This window comes from Nocardia sp. CDC153, from assembly GCF_035818515.1.
Classification (GTDB): Bacteria; Actinomycetota; Actinomycetes; order Mycobacteriales; family Mycobacteriaceae; genus Nocardia.
Map to the genome: position 1 here is coordinate 423,191 of NZ_JAYKYU010000005.1, position 18,027 is coordinate 441,217.

At 65.4% G+C, this 18,027-nt stretch carries 22 protein-coding genes and 1 tRNA gene; 12 read left to right on the forward strand and 11 right to left on the reverse strand.

Features of this window, described 5'->3' with window-relative positions; all coding sequences use genetic code 11:
* Positions 1–22: 22 nt before the first annotated feature.
* Together VMT65_RS28645 and VMT65_RS28650 are read left to right on the forward strand one after the other, a co-directional pair.
* A complete protein-coding gene (locus tag VMT65_RS28645) occupies positions 23–940 on the forward strand; it encodes an SGNH/GDSL hydrolase family protein (RefSeq protein WP_326311595.1) in 918 nt (305 codons plus the stop codon).
* Positions 941–1,146: 206 nt separating this feature from the next.
* Positions 1,147–1,368, forward strand: coding sequence for a DUF397 domain-containing protein (locus tag VMT65_RS28650; RefSeq protein WP_326311596.1), 222 nt, complete (start codon positions 1,147–1,149; stop codon positions 1,366–1,368).
* 107 nt (positions 1,369–1,475) lie between these two features.
* On the opposite strand, the gene VMT65_RS28655 is transcribed toward VMT65_RS28650, so the two are convergent.
* Positions 1,476–2,396 (reverse strand): helix-turn-helix domain-containing protein, encoded by a 921-nt coding sequence (locus VMT65_RS28655; protein WP_326311597.1) that lies wholly within the window; start codon positions 2,394–2,396, stop codon positions 1,476–1,478.
* Positions 2,397–2,604: 208 nt separating this feature from the next.
* On the opposite strand from VMT65_RS28655, the gene VMT65_RS28660 reads away from it, so the two are divergent.
* Positions 2,605–3,426 (forward strand): SAM-dependent methyltransferase, encoded by an 822-nt coding sequence (locus VMT65_RS28660; protein ID WP_326311598.1) that lies wholly within the window; start codon positions 2,605–2,607, stop codon positions 3,424–3,426.
* 11 nt (positions 3,427–3,437) lie between these two features.
* On the opposite strand, the gene VMT65_RS28665 is transcribed toward VMT65_RS28660, so the two are convergent.
* The 4 genes from VMT65_RS28665 to VMT65_RS28680 all read right to left on the reverse strand — a co-directional run bounded on the left by VMT65_RS28665 (position 3,438) and on the right by VMT65_RS28680 (position 5,874).
* Positions 3,438–4,316 carry an SGNH/GDSL hydrolase family protein gene (locus tag VMT65_RS28665; protein WP_326311599.1) on the reverse strand — a complete coding sequence of 293 codons (879 nt, stop codon included), beginning with the start codon at positions 4,314–4,316 and terminating at the stop codon, positions 3,438–3,440.
* 368 nt (positions 4,317–4,684) lie between these two features.
* Entirely contained in the window at positions 4,685–5,125 is a 441-nt protein-coding gene (locus VMT65_RS28670) for a YybH family protein (RefSeq protein ID WP_326311600.1), read from the reverse strand.
* Positions 5,122–5,385 carry a hypothetical protein gene (locus VMT65_RS28675; protein ID WP_326311601.1) on the reverse strand — a complete coding sequence of 88 codons (264 nt, stop codon included), beginning with the start codon at positions 5,383–5,385 and terminating at the stop codon, positions 5,122–5,124. Before VMT65_RS28675 ends, VMT65_RS28670 begins: the two co-directional genes overlap by 4 nt.
* Before the next feature lie 24 nt (positions 5,386–5,409).
* On the reverse strand, positions 5,410–5,874 hold the full coding sequence (locus VMT65_RS28680) for a DUF4254 domain-containing protein (RefSeq protein ID WP_326311602.1): 465 nt from the start codon (positions 5,872–5,874) through the stop codon (positions 5,410–5,412).
* A 152-nt stretch (positions 5,875–6,026) separates the two neighbouring features.
* Here VMT65_RS28680 and VMT65_RS28685 point away from each other — a divergent pair, with 152 nt between their 5' ends.
* Both VMT65_RS28685 and VMT65_RS28690 read left to right on the forward strand, forming a co-directional pair.
* Positions 6,027–6,935, forward strand: coding sequence for a helix-turn-helix domain-containing protein (locus VMT65_RS28685; protein ID WP_326311603.1), 909 nt, complete (start codon positions 6,027–6,029; stop codon positions 6,933–6,935).
* Complete coding sequence (locus tag VMT65_RS28690; protein ID WP_326311604.1) at positions 6,932–7,126, forward strand: DUF397 domain-containing protein; 195 nt, start codon at positions 6,932–6,934, stop codon at positions 7,124–7,126. Before VMT65_RS28685 ends, VMT65_RS28690 begins: the two co-directional genes overlap by 4 nt.
* 39 nt (positions 7,127–7,165) lie before the next feature.
* Here the strand turns inward: VMT65_RS28690 and VMT65_RS28695 are convergent, their stop codons facing one another.
* Entirely contained in the window at positions 7,166–7,753 is a 588-nt protein-coding gene (locus tag VMT65_RS28695) for a TetR/AcrR family transcriptional regulator (protein WP_326311605.1), read from the reverse strand.
* Positions 7,754–7,867: 114 nt separating this feature from the next.
* On the opposite strand from VMT65_RS28695, the gene VMT65_RS28700 reads away from it, so the two are divergent.
* Positions 7,868–9,028, forward strand: coding sequence for an acyl-CoA dehydrogenase family protein (locus VMT65_RS28700; protein WP_326311606.1), 1,161 nt, complete (start codon positions 7,868–7,870; stop codon positions 9,026–9,028).
* An 87-nt stretch (positions 9,029–9,115) separates the two neighbouring features.
* Here VMT65_RS28700 and VMT65_RS28705 read toward each other — a convergent pair whose 3' ends face one another.
* The 3 genes from VMT65_RS28705 to VMT65_RS28715 all read right to left on the reverse strand — a co-directional run bounded on the left by VMT65_RS28705 (position 9,116) and on the right by VMT65_RS28715 (position 11,277).
* The gene (locus VMT65_RS28705) at positions 9,116–9,940 is read right to left on the reverse strand and encodes an alpha/beta fold hydrolase (RefSeq protein WP_326311607.1); all 825 of its coding nucleotides are present in this window, start codon (positions 9,938–9,940) and stop codon (positions 9,116–9,118) included.
* Between the two features lie 134 nt (positions 9,941–10,074).
* Positions 10,075–11,022: an ATP-binding protein gene (locus tag VMT65_RS28710; protein WP_326311608.1), complete on the reverse strand. Its 948-nt coding sequence runs from the start codon at positions 11,020–11,022 to the stop codon at positions 10,075–10,077.
* Positions 11,023–11,154: 132 nt separating this feature from the next.
* Positions 11,155–11,277 (reverse strand): hypothetical protein, encoded by a 123-nt coding sequence (locus tag VMT65_RS28715; RefSeq protein WP_326311609.1) that lies wholly within the window; start codon positions 11,275–11,277, stop codon positions 11,155–11,157.
* 354 nt (positions 11,278–11,631) lie between these two features.
* Here VMT65_RS28715 and VMT65_RS28720 point away from each other — a divergent pair, with 354 nt between their 5' ends.
* The 4 genes from VMT65_RS28720 (at position 11,632) to VMT65_RS38485 (ending at position 15,355) form a co-directional block, all read left to right on the forward strand.
* A complete protein-coding gene (locus VMT65_RS28720; protein WP_326311610.1) occupies positions 11,632–13,026 on the forward strand; it encodes an MFS transporter in 1,395 nt (464 codons plus the stop codon).
* A gap of 37 nt (positions 13,027–13,063) precedes the next feature.
* Entirely contained in the window at positions 13,064–14,425 is a 1,362-nt protein-coding gene (locus VMT65_RS28725; protein WP_326311611.1) for an epoxide hydrolase family protein, read from the forward strand.
* A 148-nt stretch (positions 14,426–14,573) separates the two neighbouring features.
* On the forward strand, positions 14,574–14,789 hold the full coding sequence (locus tag VMT65_RS28730; protein ID WP_326311612.1) for a hypothetical protein: 216 nt from the start codon (positions 14,574–14,576) through the stop codon (positions 14,787–14,789).
* Between the two features lie 44 nt (positions 14,790–14,833).
* Positions 14,834–15,355 carry a hypothetical protein gene (locus VMT65_RS38485; protein WP_442790319.1) on the forward strand — a complete coding sequence of 174 codons (522 nt, stop codon included), beginning with the start codon at positions 14,834–14,836 and terminating at the stop codon, positions 15,353–15,355.
* Between the two features lie 160 nt (positions 15,356–15,515).
* On the opposite strand, the gene VMT65_RS28740 is transcribed toward VMT65_RS38485, so the two are convergent.
* Positions 15,516–16,304, reverse strand: a complete 789-nt coding sequence (locus tag VMT65_RS28740) for an SGNH/GDSL hydrolase family protein (RefSeq protein WP_326311613.1) — start codon at positions 16,302–16,304, stop codon at positions 15,516–15,518.
* Between the two features lie 103 nt (positions 16,305–16,407).
* Here VMT65_RS28740 and VMT65_RS28745 point away from each other — a divergent pair, with 103 nt between their 5' ends.
* Together VMT65_RS28745 and VMT65_RS28750 are read left to right on the forward strand one after the other, a co-directional pair.
* The gene (locus VMT65_RS28745; protein WP_326311614.1) at positions 16,408–16,974 is read left to right on the forward strand and encodes a PadR family transcriptional regulator; all 567 of its coding nucleotides are present in this window, start codon (positions 16,408–16,410) and stop codon (positions 16,972–16,974) included.
* A gap of 222 nt (positions 16,975–17,196) precedes the next feature.
* Entirely contained in the window at positions 17,197–17,763 is a 567-nt protein-coding gene (locus VMT65_RS28750; protein ID WP_326311615.1) for a DUF234 domain-containing protein, read from the forward strand.
* Positions 17,764–17,923: 160 nt separating this feature from the next.
* On the opposite strand, the gene VMT65_RS28755 is transcribed toward VMT65_RS28750, so the two are convergent.
* Positions 17,924–17,999, reverse strand: a tRNA-His gene (locus VMT65_RS28755).
* Positions 18,000–18,027: the final 28 nt, after the last annotated feature.

Below are 18,027 nucleotides of genomic sequence, written 5' to 3' on the forward strand. Positions count from 1 at the left end.
ATCGACAAGAGGTACACGGCCAGTGAACAGATCGGCTCGGTTGCGGATGCTCGTGGCATCCGCGGTCTGCGGCGTCGCGGCGGCGGTCGCTGCGGCGGCACCGGCGACGGCGGAGGACCCCGAGGGCAAGGCTCTCGTGGTGATCGGCGATTCCTTCTCCGCGAACGGGGCGATCCTCGATCTGCTGAACTCGAACGGCGATCCGGGCTGCAAGCACGTGCCGACCTCGTGGCCGCTGCAGCTGGCCCAGCGTCTCGGCCTGTCCGACAACGACGTCGAGAACACCTCGTGCCAGGGCGGCTCCATCGACACCTCGGGCTGGACGCTGGCGCATCAGGTGAAGCGGGCGATGGCCGACGGCGCGCTCGGCGCCCGCACCCGGACCGTCACGATTCAGCTCGGCATGAACGACGCCTGGGGCACCGACAATCCGGTCGCCCTGTCCCGTGCCTTCTCGTGTCTGACCGATCTGATCAATGGTTGCGGTCCGGAAGCTGTGACGCAGGGGCGCGCGCCCGATCCCGACACCATCACCGGCCAGGCGTACGCCGATCGGGTCCGTCAGGCGGTGGTGTACCTCCGGTACTACACCCCGAACGCGCGGATCGTCTTCGTGGGATATCCGGAGATACATTCTCCCGGTCACGATTCCGCCTGCGCGGGCATTCTCGGCGTCGATGTGGTCCAGCCCCGGGCCGGTGCGGTCACCGGGTTCCTGGACCATATCGACGCGGCCCAGCGCGCGGCCGCCGCCCAGCTGAACGCGGATTTCCTCGACGCCCGCGCGATCACCGCCGGGCACGGCGCGTGCACCGCGGACGCCTGGGTCGACGGGGCGTTCGACCCGCGCACCGAACTGTTGGGCTTCCCCTGGCATCCCACCGCGCGCGGTGATGCCGCGCTCGCAATTGCCTTGCAACAGTTGATCGCTCAGCGCTGAAACGGTTCCCGTTCGCGGCCTCGCGCGCGCCGAAGTTTGTCGGTGGGTCGCCGTAGAGTTGCGGTCATGAGGATTTCGATGAGTCGGCGCGCAGGGCCGCATGAATTCAGTTGCGCGGCCGGTGGTTCGGATAACACTCTGTTCGGCGTAAGCGATTCACGAGATGGGTCATGGGGAGTGGCCCTCCGGGGGAAGGAATGAATGCCATGAACGGCAACATGATTCGCGGGGCTCATCGCGGCCCCAGGTTCGCCAAGAGCAGTTTCAGCTATGGCGGCGGCGATTGTGTCGAGGTCGCGTACCACGAAGGCCAGATCGCAGTGCGTGATTCCAAGGATCGGCACAGCCCGATCCTATGGTTCACCAAATCCGAGTGGCGAGCGTTCACTTCGGGCGTGCGCGCCGGCGAATTCGATTTCGCCGACTGACGTGCTGGTGGTGTCGCAGCGAATTCGCTGCGACACCACCACCCCCACGTGCGGCCGACCCCTCGACGGCCGCTGGAAAAAGGGGCTTGGGTTGTTGTGCGGGGGGTTTAGTCCCGAAGGCCGGTGAGAAATTCATGAGCATCGGTGCCGAACATGGCCATTCGAGTCAAGGCGTCCCAGCGACGGCGGTGGGCGTCGACGAGATCGGGGCCGCGGGTGACCATGCTGCCCGGAATCGGTTCCGCGGACGCGAGGGCGTGATCCTCGTTCTCGTAGATGACGAAACCGTGCGGAATGGTGGTGCTGGCCTCGATGTCCTGCGCGATGACCCCGATGGTGACCGTATCGAGGGTCTCGATCGAGATGATCCGGTCCAGTTGGGCGAGCAGGACGCGATGCGGTCCGGGGCGAAAGCGCAGGGCCGCTTCGGTAATCAGGAATTCGAAGCGTTTGGTGGGGTCGTACAGCACCCGCTGGCGTTCCAGGCGCGCGGCGAGCGCGGCGGCCGCGGCATCGGGGGTATACGGCGGATCGAAGGTGGCGAACACCCGGCGGGCGTAATCGGCGGTCTGTAGCAGGCCCGGTATCAGCGAGGGCTGGAAGTTGCGCACCACCTGCGCGTCCTCCTCGAAGGCCCGGACATCGTCCTGCAGGTGCGGGCGGTCGGCGAGTGAGGAGGCCCAGTCGCGCACCTCGGGCGTGTGCGCCACCTCGGTGAGCGCACGTAGCGAATGTTGCGAATCCGCGTCCGCCCCAACCGCTTTGGCCCAGTCGAGCACCTGCGGTAGTGGCGGAACCACATGGCCCGCCTCGATCCGGGACAGGGTCGACTGGCTGATTCCGACTCGCTTGGCCAGCTCCCGGCCGGAGATTCCGGCCATGTCCCGCAACCGGCGCAGCTCCACGCCCAACTGCTGGCGTGGGTGCGACTGGCGCGCAACCGCATTCGCGGCGGACACCGCTGCCGCGGTGGTGTGCCCCGCTGCCGCCGCGGTCGCGCGCTCTGTCGGTTGATTCGCTGAAACCATGATGATTCAGATCGAATCACCTTGATTCACAAGAGTCAAGACTCGGCCGGTCAGAACCTGAATCATGCGTGAATCGCATGGCCGACCCGACCGCTGCGCGCCGCGTTGCCGGGCCGGGCCCGCTGCGCGCGGGTTCGACCCTCTGTACGCTGAACCGGCTGGCAGGACGAGTGCGGCTGGGACAGTTGAGCAATGGCGGGGAGGTTGCGTGACCGGAGAACCGGAGAATCCCGATGTACGGCCCGAATGGGCGCCGCTGACGGTCGATCTCGATCGGCCCAGCGCGGCGCGGGTGTGGGACTACTACCTCGGCGGTTCGCACAACTTCCAGGTCGACCGCGCCCTGGCCCGGCAAGCCATGGAACGCATGCCGGACGCCCCGCTCATCGCCCGCGCGACGCGCGCCTTCCTGCATCGATCCGTGCGATTCCTCACCGCCGCGGGCATCGACCAGTTCATCGATGTCGGCTCCGGCATCCCGACGGTCGCCCCGGTGCACGAGGTGGCCCGCGAAACCCTTCCCGGCGCGCGCGTGGTCTACGCCGACAATGACCCGGTCGCCGTCACCCACAGCCGCGCCCTGCTTCACACCGACCCCGAAACCCTGGTCCTGGAAGCCGATCTGCGTCGCCCCGACGAACTCTTCGGCCCCGACGGCGCGGCGGGGCACCTCGACTTCACCCGGCCGGTGGCGGTGCTGCTGATCGCGGTCCTGCACTTCATCCCCGACTCCGACGATCCGGCCGCGATTCTCGCGAACATTCGCGCCCGCCTGGCCCCCGGCAGCTACCTGGTCATCGTCCACGGCAGCGCCGCGACCGAGGTCCACCAGGAAACCGCCGACCTCTACCGCCGCACCCCCAACCCGATCACCCTGCGCCCCTACGACGAGATTCTGCGTTTCTTCGACGGATTCGACCTGGTCCCACCGGGATTGGTGCCGCCGACCTCCTGGCGACCGGAACTCTCACCCCCCGGCACCCGACTCGCCATCCACTCACCCGGCTTCGCCGGTGTGGGCCGCCTCTGACCGTCGGTCGTTCAGCGGTCGAGTCGGTCGAGGATCTGTCGCGCAATACGGGTGGTGCCCTCCAGATTCGGGTGATAGGAACCGGCGGCCGCGCCCAGGCCGCCTGCGGTGGTGAGGGGATCGACCAGGCCGGAGACCCAGGGTTCGGGGCTGCACGCGGTGTGCGCTTCGGCGTCGGGGATGGTGATCACCACCGCGTCGGTTCGTTTTCCGGCGCGCTGGGTCGCGTCGAGTAGTCCGTCATAGGTGTGCCGGGCGGTGGCTGCTTGGTCCGGACGCATGGGGGCCGTGGCACAGGTGTCGCCGGTGCGGTCGAGGGCGGGTAGATAGTCGATCAGCAGCACCCGCGCTTCGGGTGCGCGCGTGTGGACGGCGTCGACCACCGCCCCGATCGCCCGCTCGACGGCATCGAAGTCGTCCCGGGTGGGAGTCTTGGCGCCGGTGAGGTTTTCGCACACCCCGGGCACGGCTCCCACGAGGGCGGCGCATCCGCTGGCGGCAACCATCGAGCCAACCAGGTTGAGGTCATTGCCCCCGATGCTGACCGTGACCAGCCGAGTATCCGCGCTCACCGCCTCGATCTGCGGCGCGCCAACCGTACCGATCGCGGTCCGCTGCGCCCGCTCGAGAATGTCGGCCGTCGTCGCGCCGCCGCAACTCACGTCCACCAGATCCAGGTCCAGGGCCCGCGCGACCTGATGCGGGTAGTTCTGCGCCGACCGCTGGCAGGCCCCGTCGATCTGATCGGGTAGCCCGGGGCCCGAGGCGTACGAACTGCCGAGCGCCACATACCGGGCACCGGCCGAGATCGGTTGCGCCGCAGCCGCTCCCGGTGATACGACCGCGGCTGCGAACGCGCAGCACAGGGCGATCCACGGGTACCGGGTCATCACGACTCCTCCTCGGTTGTGCAGGATATCGGTCGACCCGGGCAGAACCGCGCAGGGACACGTCGCCCCGCCGACGGCCACCAGCGCCGCCGGATGATGTCGGGGGTGACATCCGGCGGCGCTGGCGTCCGGTACCACCCCGAGTGACGTGGGGTGATCTACGGGCCGCGAAGGGGTTGGGCCCGTAGCGTGGCTGCCGACCAGCGGGTATCGGGGCGCCCGGAGTTGACTTCGGCCGAGATCCGTTGGTGCGGCAACGATTTCGACCGTAGATCAAGATCGTCGAAATGTCTGTATTCCGCCACCGAATTAGGGCCCTTCGCCCCCATCATTAGGGGCTTGCACAAACGACCAGTCTGTATCGCCGGTCATGCGGGTTGGTCCATCTCCGACGGCAGCCAGGCCTGCAGGTTGACCGGGTTGATCGGAACCGAGATGTGTTCGTGGGTGATGAGCCAGCGGCCGTTCGTGCGGCGCAGGCAGGTGGTTTCGCGGACCCAGATCGCGCTCTGCAGGCCGCCCTTTCGGGTTCCCGAGTCCAGGTGCAGCATAGTGGCGAAGGCGGTATCACCCTCGGTGACGACGGTCAATTCGTGCGTGTCCAGACTGATGGGTCCCTCGTATCCGTCGAACCACCGCAGGAAGTTGGCGCGGACCTCGTCGGTGCCGGTGAAGCGCAGCGGGGGAACGACATCGTAATAGACGATGTCCGGGGCGTAGTGGTGCATCAGCGCGTCGATGTCCTTCGACTGCTGAGCCTCGGCGCGGGTCTTCAAGAACGTTTCGAGCGCGAAATCGTCGGCGGTCATCGCATCCTCCATTCGACAGGCCCGGCGGCAACGACCTTTCTGGGTGCCGCCGAGGTGGTTTCACTGCTTCGACGACGCAGCCCACGCGAATGTGAGGTGGCGCAGGTCCCAGCATCGCGCTCGATGCGAGAGGCGATGGCGGCCACCGACCAATAGTCGGACGTAGGCGCGGGATGGCGGCGGGGGTGCAGCGGTACCAGCCAGGCTGCGGTGATGCCGGTGGTCAGGCCGATGAGGAAGGGCAGCCATAGGGTGGTCATGGGGTGCCTCCGTCGGTGAGATGCTCAAAACTGTTGGTGTTGCAGGTCTTCGGGGTGGGTGGTGATGAAGTCGGGGATGCGGCGGGTGCGGGCGGTCAGGTCGTGGGAGAGTTCGGCGTAGGCCAGGGAGAGTTCGGCCAGCCGGGTCCAGGCCCGGTGGAGGCCGCATTCGGTATCGCCGGTCTCGAGTGCGGTGTGGGCGTCGACCGAGAAGCGGGCCAGGCGATCGACGACCATGCCGAGGGTCTCGGTGTGCAGTGCGGCGGCGGCAAAGGGACGCGGCAGCTCGTGCGCCGTCCACCGGTCGATATCGCGAATCAATTGGACTCGGGCGCAGTCGATCTCGTGCATCGCCTCCGGTGCGGCGGCGTCGCGCGCCTCGTGCAGACTGGCCAGCTCGTACGCGGCCCGCAACAGTGGATGGGCCGAGTCGACGGTGCCCGCGCACGCCTCCAGGAGCAGATCCTTCGACGGCAGGAATGTGGTCATTGCTTGCTCCCCTCGGCTTTTCGCGTTCAGGAGTTCAGTAGACACCTGCGGCAATAGAATTGGGAATGTCCAGTTAGATTTGTGCAGAAAATGATTGGCGTTCCAGCTAGAGCATTCCAGGATGGAGTCACCCAGATAGCGAGGCAAACGAAATGGTCGGATCATCGCTTCCCAGAAGAGCTCTCGGCCGAAGGCTTCGTAGTTACCGAGAACAAGCAAATAAGAGCCAATTGGCGGCTGGTCTGCACATCGATCTTTCGCCGCAGAGCATCGGTCGGATTGAGGACGGGCAGAAGGTCAAACTCTCCACCGGCCAGATCCGAGATCTGCTCGATCTCTATGGGGTGCCGGTCGACGGCACGGAGCGTGAGGAAGTGCTGGGACTGTGGCAGGAGGTCAAGGATCAGGCGCAGGCGGCGAAACTGGCTGGTACGACCAAAGGTTGGTGGCACGCATATACCGATCAGTACGCGCCGCATTTCGACCATTACCTCGGACTCGAGGCCGTAGCGACCCATTTGACCACCCATCAGGTCGTATTGTTGCCCGGACTGCTGCAGACAGCCGGATACCGGCGGGCGGTCAGTGAGATCGCCTATCCGAATCACTCCGCAGGCGATATGGACCGACGGCTGGAATTGGCCTCGCACCGGCAGGTTCGTTTGTCGGACAGCAACTTTCGTGTGGATGTTCTACTGTCCGAAGGTGTACTTCGGCATACGCCCGGTGGCCCGTTGGTAATGGCCGACCAGTTGAACCATCTGCTCCAGATGGCCGAAGCCCGATCCAACGTGTCCATTCGGGTCGTGCCATTGAACTCTGGAAGCCATCTGGGATTGCTGGTCCAGTCGTTCACCCTGCTGGAATTTCCACCCCTGGCGAACCATCTCGTGGAGCCGCCCATCGTCTACGTGGAGGGCTATGAGGGAGGGCTGTATCTGGAGCGACCCGACATGATCGAGCGTCATCGCCGGGCGATCAGCGACATTCGACGGGTAGCGTTGAGCGAGGATGACACCAAGCAGTTGGTGCACCAGCTTGCGAAGGAGTACGTGGCGTGACTTCAGATCTGTCCCATGCCCGCTGGTTCAAGAGCACCCGCAGCCAGCCGAACGCGGATTGCGTTGAGATCGCCCATCTTTCGGCGGGCGCGGTCGGCGTCCGCGACTCGAAGGACCCGCACGGCCCCGCGCTGGTGTTCTCCGCCGACCAGTGGGACAGCTTCCTCGCCAGCGAGATCTGGCGCGGCTGAACCGCATCGGACGCGCGAATTCGGCATGCGCGGTTCGGGTCAGTCGCGGACGGTGATCGTGAGGCGGGGCTTGTCGGCGTCGGCGGATTCGGTTACGCGCTCCCATACCGCGTCGATCATCGGGGCCAGGAGCAGTTCGCCGAACTGGCTCACCAGGACGTCGACGATCTGGGTCGACTCGCGTCGGCTGGTGGAGGCCAGGCCCGCTTCGCGGAGGATGCCGACCTCGCGGCGGGTCAGCTCGATGAGCGACTCGAGCAGGCGCATTTGGGTTTCCGCCGGTTCCAGGACGGCGCGGCGGACGTAGTTCACCACGGCGGGGTTGTCGCGCAGCATCTTTCGCACGGCCTCGTTGCGGGCGGCGGCGTTCTCGCCGGGGGTTCCGGCCAGCGGCACCGAGGAGACCGCGGCGGCGAAGTAGTCGACGACCAGCTGGTCCACCGCGTCGATGAGGCCCGCCTTGGTCTTGAAGTGGTGCTGCACCAGGCCGAGGGTGACGCCCGCCTCGGCGGCGACCGCGCGCAGCGAGACCCGCGATTCGCCGTACTGGGCGAACAGGTCCATGGCGGCATTGCGAATGCGCGCCTTGGCGGTGAGGTCGTCGTTGGTGGCCCTGGGATTCAGCATCTGCCCTCGGTTCGTCGGAATGCCGTGATTCTACGGGCGGTAGTAGTCAGTGGGTCGCAGGTAAAGAATCCGCTACCATTGACCGGTCGACTATACAACCGTATCGTTCCTGCAATGTCCGAACTTTTCCCCGACTACCGGCCCACCTGGGAGACCGACGAGCACCGCGAGCTGCGCAAGCACGCGGCGGAGTTCTTCCGCAAGGAGGCCGTGCCCCACCGCGAGCGCTGGACCGGGCAGCACATGGTCGACCGTGAATTCTGGAACAAGGCGGGCGACGCCGGTCTGCTGGGCCTGGATCTGCCCGAGGAATTCGGCGGCGCGGCAGGCGATTTCGGTATGCAGGCCGTCGTGCAGGAAGAGCTGGTCTACGCGCACGACAACGGGTTCGGGTTCTCCGTGCACTCACCGATCGTGTCGCACTACATCTACAAGTACGGCAACGAGGAACAGCGCGCGAAGTGGCTGCCGGGCATCATCGGCGGTGACCTGGTGCTGGCCATCGCCATGACCGAGCCGGGCACCGGGTCGGACCTGCAGTCGGTGCGCACCACCGCCATTCGCGAGGGTGACCACTACGTCATCAATGGCTCGAAGACGTTCATCTCCAACGGCACCCACTGCGATCTGCTGGTGATCGTGGCCAAGACCGACCCGTCCCAAGGTGCCGCGGGTGTGTCGCTCATCGTGGCCGAGACCAAGGATCTGCCGGGCTTCGAGCGCGGGCGGGTGCTGGAGAAAATGGGCCAGCACGCCCAGGACACCCGCGAGCTGTTCTTCTCCGACATGCGGGTCCCGGTCGCCAATCTCCTTGGCGCACAGGAGGGCCTGGGCTTCTACCAGCTCATGGAGCAGCTGGCGCGGGAGCGGCTGATCATCGCCAGCCTGTGCTCGGCACTGGCCGAGGCCGCGGTCCTCGAAGCGCTGAAGTACTCGCGGGAGCGGGAGGCCTTCGGCCGCCCGATCGGCAAGTTCCAGCACAACGCGTTCACCCTGGCCGAGGTCAAAACCGAGGCGCTGGCCATCAAGACCTTGGTGGACTACGCGATTCAGCAATACATCGACGGCAAGAACGACCCCGCCACCGCCTCCATGGCCAAACTGTTCGCGGCCGAGACCTGCGACAAGATCGTCGACCGCTGCCTACAGCTGTTCGGCGGCTACGGCTACATGATGGAGTACCCCATCGCGAACATGTACACGGGTTCCCGCGTGAACCGAATCTACGGCGGCACCAGCGAAATCATGAAGGAGATCATCTCCCGCTCGCTGTGAGACCCGGCGGGTTCACGGGCAGACGACCGAGGAACCACGGCGGCCCGGGCGAGAGGCCCGGGCCGCCGTGTCGGGTGTGGCTGTTGCTCAGGAGCGGATGAAGGCGAGCAGGTCGGCGTTGATGGTGGCGGCCTCGGTGGTCGGCATGCCGTGGGGGAAGCCCGGGTACGTCTTCAAGGTGCTGTTGGGCAGCAGTTCCGCCGAGCGGACGCCGGTGTTGTCGATGGGGACCACCTGGTCGTCCTCGCCGTGCATGACGAGGGTGGGGATGGTGATCTTCGTGAGTTCCTCGGTGAAATCGGTCTGCGAGAACGCGACCACACCGTCGTAGTGCGCCTTGGCGCCGCCGGACATGCCCTGACGCCACCAGTTGGCGATCACGCCCTCCGACGGCTGCGCGCCGGGCCGGTTGTAGCCGTAGAACGGCCCCTCGGCGAACGTGCGGAAGAAGTCCGACCGGCGGGTCGCAACCTGCAGCTGAATGTCATCGAACACCGACTTGTCCAGTCCGCCAGGATTATTGGCGGTCTTGGCCATGATCGGCGGCACGGCGCTGATCAACACGGCCTTGGCCGCGCGGTCCTGCCCATGACGGGTGAGATAGCGCACCACCTCGCCACCGCCGGTGGAGTGACCGACATGCACCGCGTCGGTCAGATCGAGATGATTGACAACCGCGGCCAGATCATCGGCGTAGTGATCCATATCGTGACCGTGATCGACCTGAGCCGACCGCCCATGACCGCGCCGATCATGCGCGACCACCCGGAACCCGTGGTTCAAAAAGAACATCAGCTGCGCATCCCAGTCGTCCGACGACAACGGCCAGCCATGGCTGAACACAATGGGCTGCCCACTGCCCCAGTCCTTGTAGTAGATGTCCACACCGTCGGACGTTGTGATGGTAGGCATTCGAGACTCCTTCGAGTAGATGTTCGACGCCGGATCATCCTGCGGCATCACAGAATTCGTCCGCCCCGCCTGACGAGCCACGAATCCCGCTTTTTCGGCCAAGGATTCGCGCCGGTTCCCTCGCCGTCGGACACCTATGCCGTGGCAATCCAGTCCGACGGTACGAAGTCCGGATCGGCCTGGGCGACAAGGTCTTCCCCGGCCCATGCCTTGGCGTTGCGGACATGGAAGTCGACCGCCTGGCGCTGGTAGGCGACCGGGTCGCGGGTGATCGAGTCCAGGGTGGAGCGGATCGTCGCCAGGGCGTGCGTGTTGTCGGGTTCGAGGTCGGCGATCGGGCGGATGTCGCCGCGCTCGGCCGCGCGGACATGGGTGGAGCGTCCGACCCAGCACAGCAGGTTCTCGCCGACCTGTTCGCGCAGGAACGACAGATCGTCCTCATCGCAGATCTTGTTGCCGACCACGGCGATGTGGATGCCGAAATCCTTCGCGTAGGCGCGGTATTGGCGATAGACGCCGACGCTGCGCAGTGTCGGCTCGCACACCAGCGCGGTCAGATCGAAGCGGGTGAACAATCCGGAGGCGAAAGAGTCGGCCCCGGCGGTCATGTCGACCACGACGTACTCGCCGGGCCCGTCGACCATGTGGTTGAGCAGGATTTCCGCGGCTCCCACCTTCGAGTGGTAGCAGGCCACCCCGAGATCCTCCTCGGCGAACGGACCGGTCACCATGAGCCGCGCGCCCCCGACCTCGCGCACGCACGCGGCATAGATCGGGTTGTCCTCCACCACCTTCAACAGCCGCGACCCCGCCCCCGGCGGTGTCGTCTTGATCATCGCCGCCGCCGACGCGATCCGCGGATTGTCCCCGCGCAGATACTCCTTGATCAGCGGCAGACTCTCGCTGAGCGTCGGCAGCGTCACCGCCTCTTCCTCGCTCGCCCCCAGCGCCGCCGCCAGATGCTGGTTGATATCCGCGTCGATCGCCAGGGTGGGCAGCCCCTGTTCGGTGAGATGTCGAATGAACAAGGACGACAACGTCGTCTTACCGCTGCCACCCTTGCCGACGAACGCAATCTTCACCGGCGCTCCTCTCTTATCGGTAACGCCTTTCATGTGCAATACGGCCGGGGTCACTGTAGCCGATCGCCTACAAGCAGAAGGCCCAGGCGAGAGAAGTGTCTCCGGCCTGGGCCTGGCGGCTGAACGCCTGAATCAGAAGTGAACGCGCCCCGGGTCGGCCAGCGCCATGCTCACCATCGGATTGGCCAGCACCAGGGTGATCGCCACAGCAAGGACGAGCATGAACAGCGACACATAGCGGCTGAGAGACGACATAGCGGTCTCCTTCGATTTCGATCGATCTCACGAACCAATTCGGTCCCGATAACAATCGTTTGCGCTCCGAGCAGCCCGGTCAAGACTCGCGATGGCCACCAATTCGGTTGCTGTGCAAGACAATCGCCCCGTTCGTCGACAGCGCACAATCGCGCAATCCGCCATCACCGCACGACGACGGCCATCCACCGCCACCCCAGAACCGCTTCGGCGCTGGACGATTAGTTGCTACCTGGATATCCGCGCCACCAACTCGTCGGCGTGGCACGCCGCGACACGCCGACAGCATTCGAAGGTTGGAAACGCCTGGCTGCGGCTGCGGTTTGGTGCATGCCCGTCGGCGGAGGTAATGACGTGGGTTCCACGGCTGTTGCCAATCTTTGGGAACTGGTTGGGACACACCTGAACTCGAAGGCGCGCGGATTGTCGCCGACCGATGAGCTAGCCTGCTCCGCTGTGCCGCTGATGCTGTTTCGCCGCCGCCGGGTTCTGGCAATCTGGTCGGCACAGCTGCTCTCGGTCCTGGGCGATCGGTTCTACGCACTGGCGATCATGTGGCTGGCTTTGGAACGTGGTGGCCCGGTTGTCATGGGCGCGGTCGCTATCGCCGAGTCGATCCCGTTCATCGTTATCGGCATCTTTGGAGCACGTCTGCTGCAGCGGTGCGCGGCGTTTCGGACTCTCGCTGCCATCGACGTGGTGCGAGCTGCTCTGGTTCTCGTGATGCCGTTGCTCTGGGCGGTCGGCGGGACGGCCGCCATGTTGGCCACTACGGCCTTGCTCGGAGTGATGGCCGCGGTCTTCGATCCTTCGCTCGGTGCCCTGGTGCCTGATCTGGTGGACGAGAACGAGCGGCCCGCGTTGGTGGCGGCAATGGATCTCAATGGCAGGATCGCGCGAATCGCAGGCCCCGCACTAGCCGGTGTCCTGCTTCTGGCCATTCCGGTGTCGGCGCTGTTCATCGCGGACGCAATGACATTCACGGTATCAGTAGTGGCGTTGCTGTACCTGGCTGTCGGTGACTCCGCGAGCCGTGCAATACCTAAACCTGCCGAGGTGCCCGAACCGCCGACCCGGGGTGCTTCAGCGCGGGCGTTGCTGCGTGAGAGGCCTGAGCTCAGTGCTGCATTCACTGTTCACGCGGCCGGTCTGTTCTTGACCGCCTTGCCGGCTATCGGGTTGCCGCTGCTGCTCGTACAGCAGATCGGTGCGGGACCCTCAGCCTATGGATCGGTACTCACCGTAACCGGCTGTGCAGCACTCGTAGGAAATCTCACCGCCGCCCGAATCCGTTGGAGGACCGCATTTCTGCCGCGTTTCTGTCTGGCCTGGGCGACGGCCGGCGGGCTGATGGTCGCGACCGGCGCGGCTCAAAGCCTTGCCCTGATACTGGTATTCGCCGCGATGTCGGGGTTCGTGACCCCCTTCATCTCGATTGCCCTGGGTACCCGACTGGCCGCATACCCGCAACCCACTCGCCTACGGCTGATCACGGTCAACCACACCGTGATGCGCTCGGCCGGCACCGCGGGTATGGCGATCATCCCGGTGCTGATCGCGCCTTCGCCAGCCCGCGGCTTCATCCTCGGCGGCACCGCGCTGGCCGCCGTCGCAGGCACGGCTTGGGCCATCACCTTCGCCACGGCGCGGGCACCTCGGATACGAAGCGTGCAGGCAGCAGAGACCATTCCCACCACCCACACGAATTCAGCCGATCAGACCACTCGCGCGACCGGATCAACGAGGTAGCCGGTTTTCCCATCGCCGAGCTCCGCGGCGCTAGGCCATGTTTCGGTGCGATGGGCCTATTCGTGCACAAATCGCTGCCGGAGGGCAGTTTCCCGCCAATTCCGCTGCCTTAGTTGTTGTGGGTCATGACATTGGTGACAGCGGGGAGGCCCATCTCGGGAAGCTGATGTGGGTGTGGTGGGGGACACGATTGCGGTCGGATGAAGTAGGACAGATTCTGGCCTGGTCGGGTTCTAGGTTGAGCTGCATGAACGCTGACATCAATTCCTTTCGGATTCAGATTCCGCAGGTTGAGCTCGATGATCTGCGTGACCGTTTGGCGCGGACTCGCTTGCCGTTTCCGGTGCCGGGGGCCGGGGATCGGTGGGACCACGGTATTGCTCCGGACTATTTGCGGGAGTTGGCCGCCTATTGGGCCGACGGGTTCGATTGGCGTGCCCACGAAGCCGAGTTGAACACACTGCCGCATTTTGTGACCGAGATCTATGGGCAGAGGATTCATTTCCTGCACTTGCGCTCACCCGAACCCGATGCGATCCCGTTGTTGCTCAATCACAGTTATCCGACCTCGTTCGTGGAATTCCTCGCCGCCAGCGGGCCGTTGACCGATCCCCGTGCCCATGGTGGCGACCAGGCGGATGCGTTTCATCTGGTGATCCCCTCGCTGCCGGGCTTCGTGTTCTCGAGCCCGCTCTCGGCGCGCGGCTGGAACCTCGATCAGACCGCGCTGGCATTCGGGGAGCTGATGACGCGGTTGGGTTATGACCGTTTCGGTGTCGAGGGCGGCGACATCGGTGCCGGTGTGACCGGCCGGGTGGCCGCGTTGCTGCCCGAGCGGGTGATCGGAGCGCATATCCATGGTGACCGGCTCCAGCTCGGCATGGTCGGCGAGGACCTGCCCGTGCCCGACGGGCTCGACGCCGAGGAGCTCGAGCAACTCGAAGCGGCGCAACACAGTTGGGCGCAGATGAAGGGCTATCGAGTGTTGCAGTCGACCGAACCCAATGCCCTGTCGGCGGGACTGGCGGATTCGCCGATCCTGCAATTGGCCTGGATCGCGGAGAAATTCGTGGAGTGGGCCAACCCGGAAACCCCCATCAGTCGCGAGAACGTCCTGATCACCGCGAGCCTGTATTGGTTCACCCGGACCGGGCCCGCGGCGGCCGACTTCTATTGGGAGATGGCCCACGCCGAGAACACCGGCTGGGGCGGGCCTTCCCCAGTGCCGCAGGGTCAATCCCTGTTCTACAGCGACCCCCTCGTCCGCAAGGTCCTCGGCGCTGGCGACAGCGTCGCCTTCTTCCGTGATCACCCCGAAGGCGGCCACTTCCCGGCCCTCGAAGTTCCCGACCTGTTCGTCGACGACATCCGTGGCTTCTTCCGACAACTCCGCCACTGACATCCTGTGATATAGGACTCAACCTGAATGGATTGAGACATGGGGCATCTGGCCGGTCGCCGACGAAATATTCACCGCTCGAGCGTCGATAGTTGCTGAGAGTTGTCTGAAATCGTTGGAAGCTCCATTCGAGGAAGTTGGGATTGTCATGCGCAAACTGTTCGCCACCGCTGCCATTGCGGGCACTCTGACCGCCGGAGTCGTCGTTGCGGGAGTCGGCACCGCGGGTGCCACCCCGCCGCCGGCCTCGCCCCAGTGCTCGCTCGTCTCCTATCCCCTGGTCATCCTGATCGAGGCCACCGGTGGAGCATCGAGCCCGCTTCTCCCGCTGGCCAACTCGATCCAGGCCGCGGTCTGCCAGTAACCCGCGTCAGTGAAACGGCGCGACCACTTCGAAAGGTGTCACCGATGAGGCGTTTATTGATCGCGTTCGCTGGCCTGGCTCTGATCGCGAGTGTCGCTGCCTGCTCCCATGATTCGACGCCCGCGCCGAAGGCGAGCAGCACCACACCGGTGCCCACCACCTCCGGTGTCGCCTCGACCACGCCCGCACCCCCGACCACGACGCCCGTGCAGCCCACCACCGGCAAGCGCGGTGCCGACGGCTCCACCGGCAACGGGCTCAGCGCCGAATACTGTGCGAAAAACCAGGATCCGGGATGTCCGGTCGGCAGCTACATCGGCCCGAACGCCATCCAGAACCCCAACGGGGACGGCACCTGGGTGCCCTGCGAGGGCACGATCTGCACCAACCCCAACCACGGGGCAGGGCCGGGCACGACCACGACCGCGCCGGTCGAACCGACCACCACAACGCAACCCGCCACCGACCGGGTCGAAGGCGCCCCCTGCGAGGGCGATGGCCACTGGGTGCACCTCGAAGGTGGCAACGCCGACCACTACGGCACCGACTGGCTCTGCCGGCACTGAACCGCAGCCCGCGTTCATTGAACGGATCGGTCTGCAAGCCAAGAACTTTGGAGTGCATCCGATGCTCGCCGCCCGGCTCGGGACTTCCGCCCTGTGAGCGAAGCGGGCCACGCCCGCACGATCAGATGACCGCGGCCACGGTCGGTCCCGCTACTCCCTCTTACTGGCTTGCGGTAATCGGTTGTGGAAGAGGGCGTTTAGCCGTACGTCCGTCGCCGGAGGACTTTCCGGTCAGGCGGCGTGCCAGCCACGGACCGAGAAAGGCTGCCGCCCAGCGGAATTCGCTGGCGATGGCGGTGAGTGCGTCACGGTCGGGCGGGGGTGGCAGCGGCAGGCTCCAGCTGCTGTCGGCGCCCGGCAGGTGTAGTGCTTCGGCGAGGGCCGCGGCGATGCGCTGGTGTCCGGCGGGCGCGCAGTGCAGTCGGTCGGTGCTCCACATGCGGGGATCGGTGACGACGTCGTGGTCGGCGGTCTCGGCCACAATGACGCCGTGGTGGGCGGCCGCGGTGCGAATGTGGTTGTTGAGCGCGGTGATCCGGCCGCGCAATGGTCGCGCGATGGGGATGATCCGCGTGATGTCCGGGACGGTGAAGGTGGCCACCGTCGCGCCCTGCGCCGTGAGTGCGCCGAACATGGCGTCCAGGTGTGTGCCGACCGCGTCGGCGTCGAATCCGGGGCGCAGCAGGTCGTTCACCCCGGCGAGGACCGTCGCCAGATCCGGGCGCAATGCCAGCGCCGCGTCGAGCTGCTCGGCGTGCACCTGTGCGGCGAGGCGACCCCGGATGGCGAGGTTGGCGTAGGTCAACTGCGGATTGAGTTCCGCGAGGCGCTCGGCGAGCCGGTCGGCCCAGCCGCGGACGCCGGTCCGGTCGTCGCCGTCGCCCACGCCTTCGGTGTGGCTGTCACCCAGGGCGACATAGCGGAAGTACATGCACTCTCCAGTATTCAACTAATTGAGTATCGAAGGAGAAACTTAGCGGCGCTAATCCCAGGATGTCCAGAGGTGATTAGAAAACTAATTCAATAGTCTCGCATGCTGCTAGCCTGACCTGATGGCGCTGAGGAACGCGGTACTGGCAGCCTTGCTCGAGGGTGAGGCCTCGGGCTACGACCTGGCCAAGGGCTTCGACGCCTCGGTCGCCAACTTCTGGCTCGCCACCCCGCAACAGCTGTACAAGGAGCTCGAGCGCATGGCAGCGGAGGGCCTGATCGAGACCCGGGTCGTGCAGCAGGAGCGCCGCCCGAACAAGCGCCTGCACTCGATCACCCCCGCCGGCCGCGCCGCCCTGCACGCATTCATCGCCGAACCCGCCAAACCCACCGCCATCCGTGACGAGCTGATGGTGAAAATCCAGGGTATGGAGCCCGAGGACGCGCCCGTCGTGCGGGCCGCCCTGGTCGAGAAATCGGACTGGGCGAAGGCGAAACTGGCCCGCTACGAACGCCTACGCACCCGTTTGCTGAACGGCCGCAGCGAGCAGGCCTATCTAGAGGAGTCCGACCGAATCGGCCCCTACCTCACCCTGCTGCGCGGCATCTCCTTCGAACAGGAAAACATTCGCTGGTCAGAGTTCGCCCTGTCCGTCATCGACCGCCGAATCGCCGCCCGCGCCCAGTAATTTCGGCAACAAGTTTCCTACCTGCTGTCGAAGCTGGCCGTGCAGTCCGCCTGATCGTCATGTGCGCCCGGCCCGTTATCTTCGCGGGCCGGCAGGCGATTGTCGTGTACCGAGTGGGCCGGGTTACATAGATTGAACCTTACTTAGATCGAATCTATGTAAGACCGGATCTATATTTCGCGTTCGGGAGGTGGGCCCTTGCCCGCAGGGACGCTAACCCCGTTGCTGAATACCTTGCAGGACAAGCGAATCGTGGCCGCGGATGTCCCACTGTCGACCAAGCCCGACAGTAAGAACAAGCGGTACCGCATCGCCGACTCGTACCTTCGCTTCTGGCTTGCCTTCCTGCAGCGCGCGATCCCGCTCGTCGAACGAGGCAGGGGAGACTTGGCTTTGGAGCGCATCGAACGATCGTGGACAACCTGGCGAGGCCGCGCGATCGAGCCGGTGATCCGAGAATCGTTGCAGCGCTTACTGCCTGATGACCGCTGGCCCGACACCGAAGCGGTGGGCGGTTGGTGGAACCGGCAGAACAACCCCGAGATCGACCTGATCGGCACCGACCGCGAGCCTGTCGCCGGCGCGGTTCACTTCGTCGGATCGATCAAATGGCTGGAGGACCGACCGTTCGACCGGCACGACTACGACGCCCTGGCCCGCGCTGTACTCGCCGTTCCCGGTACCCAACTCGATACTTCACTCGTAGCGGTCTCGAGATCGGGCGTCGAAGGTGACCTGCCGATCGCCGCGCACTGGGGGCCAGAGGATCTGCTCCGCGCCTGGCGGTAATGCCACGACTCGGTCCCGCAGATCCGATCCGCACCGGTGGTGGCTTCAGCTGAAACATGTTCTGGGGTCGCGAGTGACCGCCGAGCATTGGTGAGAAGTTGGAAAGACGTCAAATAAGCAGAAGGCCCAGGCAAGAGAAATTTCTCTGGCCTGGGCCTTGTGGGGTGGCTGACGGGACTCGAACCCGCGACACCCAGGATCACAACCTGGTGCTCTACCAGCTGAACTACAGCCACCATTGCCGGTAACTTCCGGCGCGGTAGA

Coding starts and splice junctions, on each gene's coding strand:
- VMT65_RS28650 (WP_326311596.1), top strand. CDS start 1,147: ATGAACGGCAACATGATTCGCGGGGCTCATCGCGGCCCCAGGTTCGCC.
- VMT65_RS28655 (WP_326311597.1), bottom strand. CDS start 2,396: ATGGTTTCAGCGAATCAACCGACAGAGCGCGCGACCGCGGCGGCAGCG.
- VMT65_RS28665 (WP_326311599.1), bottom strand. CDS start 4,316: ATGACCCGGTACCCGTGGATCGCCCTGTGCTGCGCGTTCGCAGCCGCG.
- VMT65_RS28670 (WP_326311600.1), bottom strand. CDS start 5,125: ATGACCGCCGACGATTTCGCGCTCGAAACGTTCTTGAAGACCCGCGCC.
- VMT65_RS28675 (WP_326311601.1), bottom strand. CDS start 5,385: ATGACCACCCTATGGCTGCCCTTCCTCATCGGCCTGACCACCGGCATC.
- VMT65_RS28680 (WP_326311602.1), bottom strand. CDS start 5,874: ATGACCACATTCCTGCCGTCGAAGGATCTGCTCCTGGAGGCGTGCGCG.
- VMT65_RS28685 (WP_326311603.1), top strand. CDS start 6,027: ATGGTCGGATCATCGCTTCCCAGAAGAGCTCTCGGCCGAAGGCTTCGT.
- VMT65_RS28695 (WP_326311605.1), bottom strand. CDS start 7,753: ATGCTGAATCCCAGGGCCACCAACGACGACCTCACCGCCAAGGCGCGC.
- VMT65_RS28700 (WP_326311606.1), top strand. CDS start 7,868: ATGTCCGAACTTTTCCCCGACTACCGGCCCACCTGGGAGACCGACGAG.
- VMT65_RS28705 (WP_326311607.1), bottom strand. CDS start 9,940: ATGCCTACCATCACAACGTCCGACGGTGTGGACATCTACTACAAGGAC.
- VMT65_RS28715 (WP_326311609.1), bottom strand. CDS start 11,277: ATGTCGTCTCTCAGCCGCTATGTGTCGCTGTTCATGCTCGTCCTTGCT.
- VMT65_RS28725 (WP_326311611.1), top strand. CDS start 13,064: ATGTTTCGGTGCGATGGGCCTATTCGTGCACAAATCGCTGCCGGAGGG.
- VMT65_RS28730 (WP_326311612.1), top strand. CDS start 14,574: ATGCGCAAACTGTTCGCCACCGCTGCCATTGCGGGCACTCTGACCGCC.
- VMT65_RS38485 (WP_442790319.1), top strand. CDS start 14,834: ATGAGGCGTTTATTGATCGCGTTCGCTGGCCTGGCTCTGATCGCGAGT.
- VMT65_RS28745 (WP_326311614.1), top strand. CDS start 16,408: ATGGCGCTGAGGAACGCGGTACTGGCAGCCTTGCTCGAGGGTGAGGCC.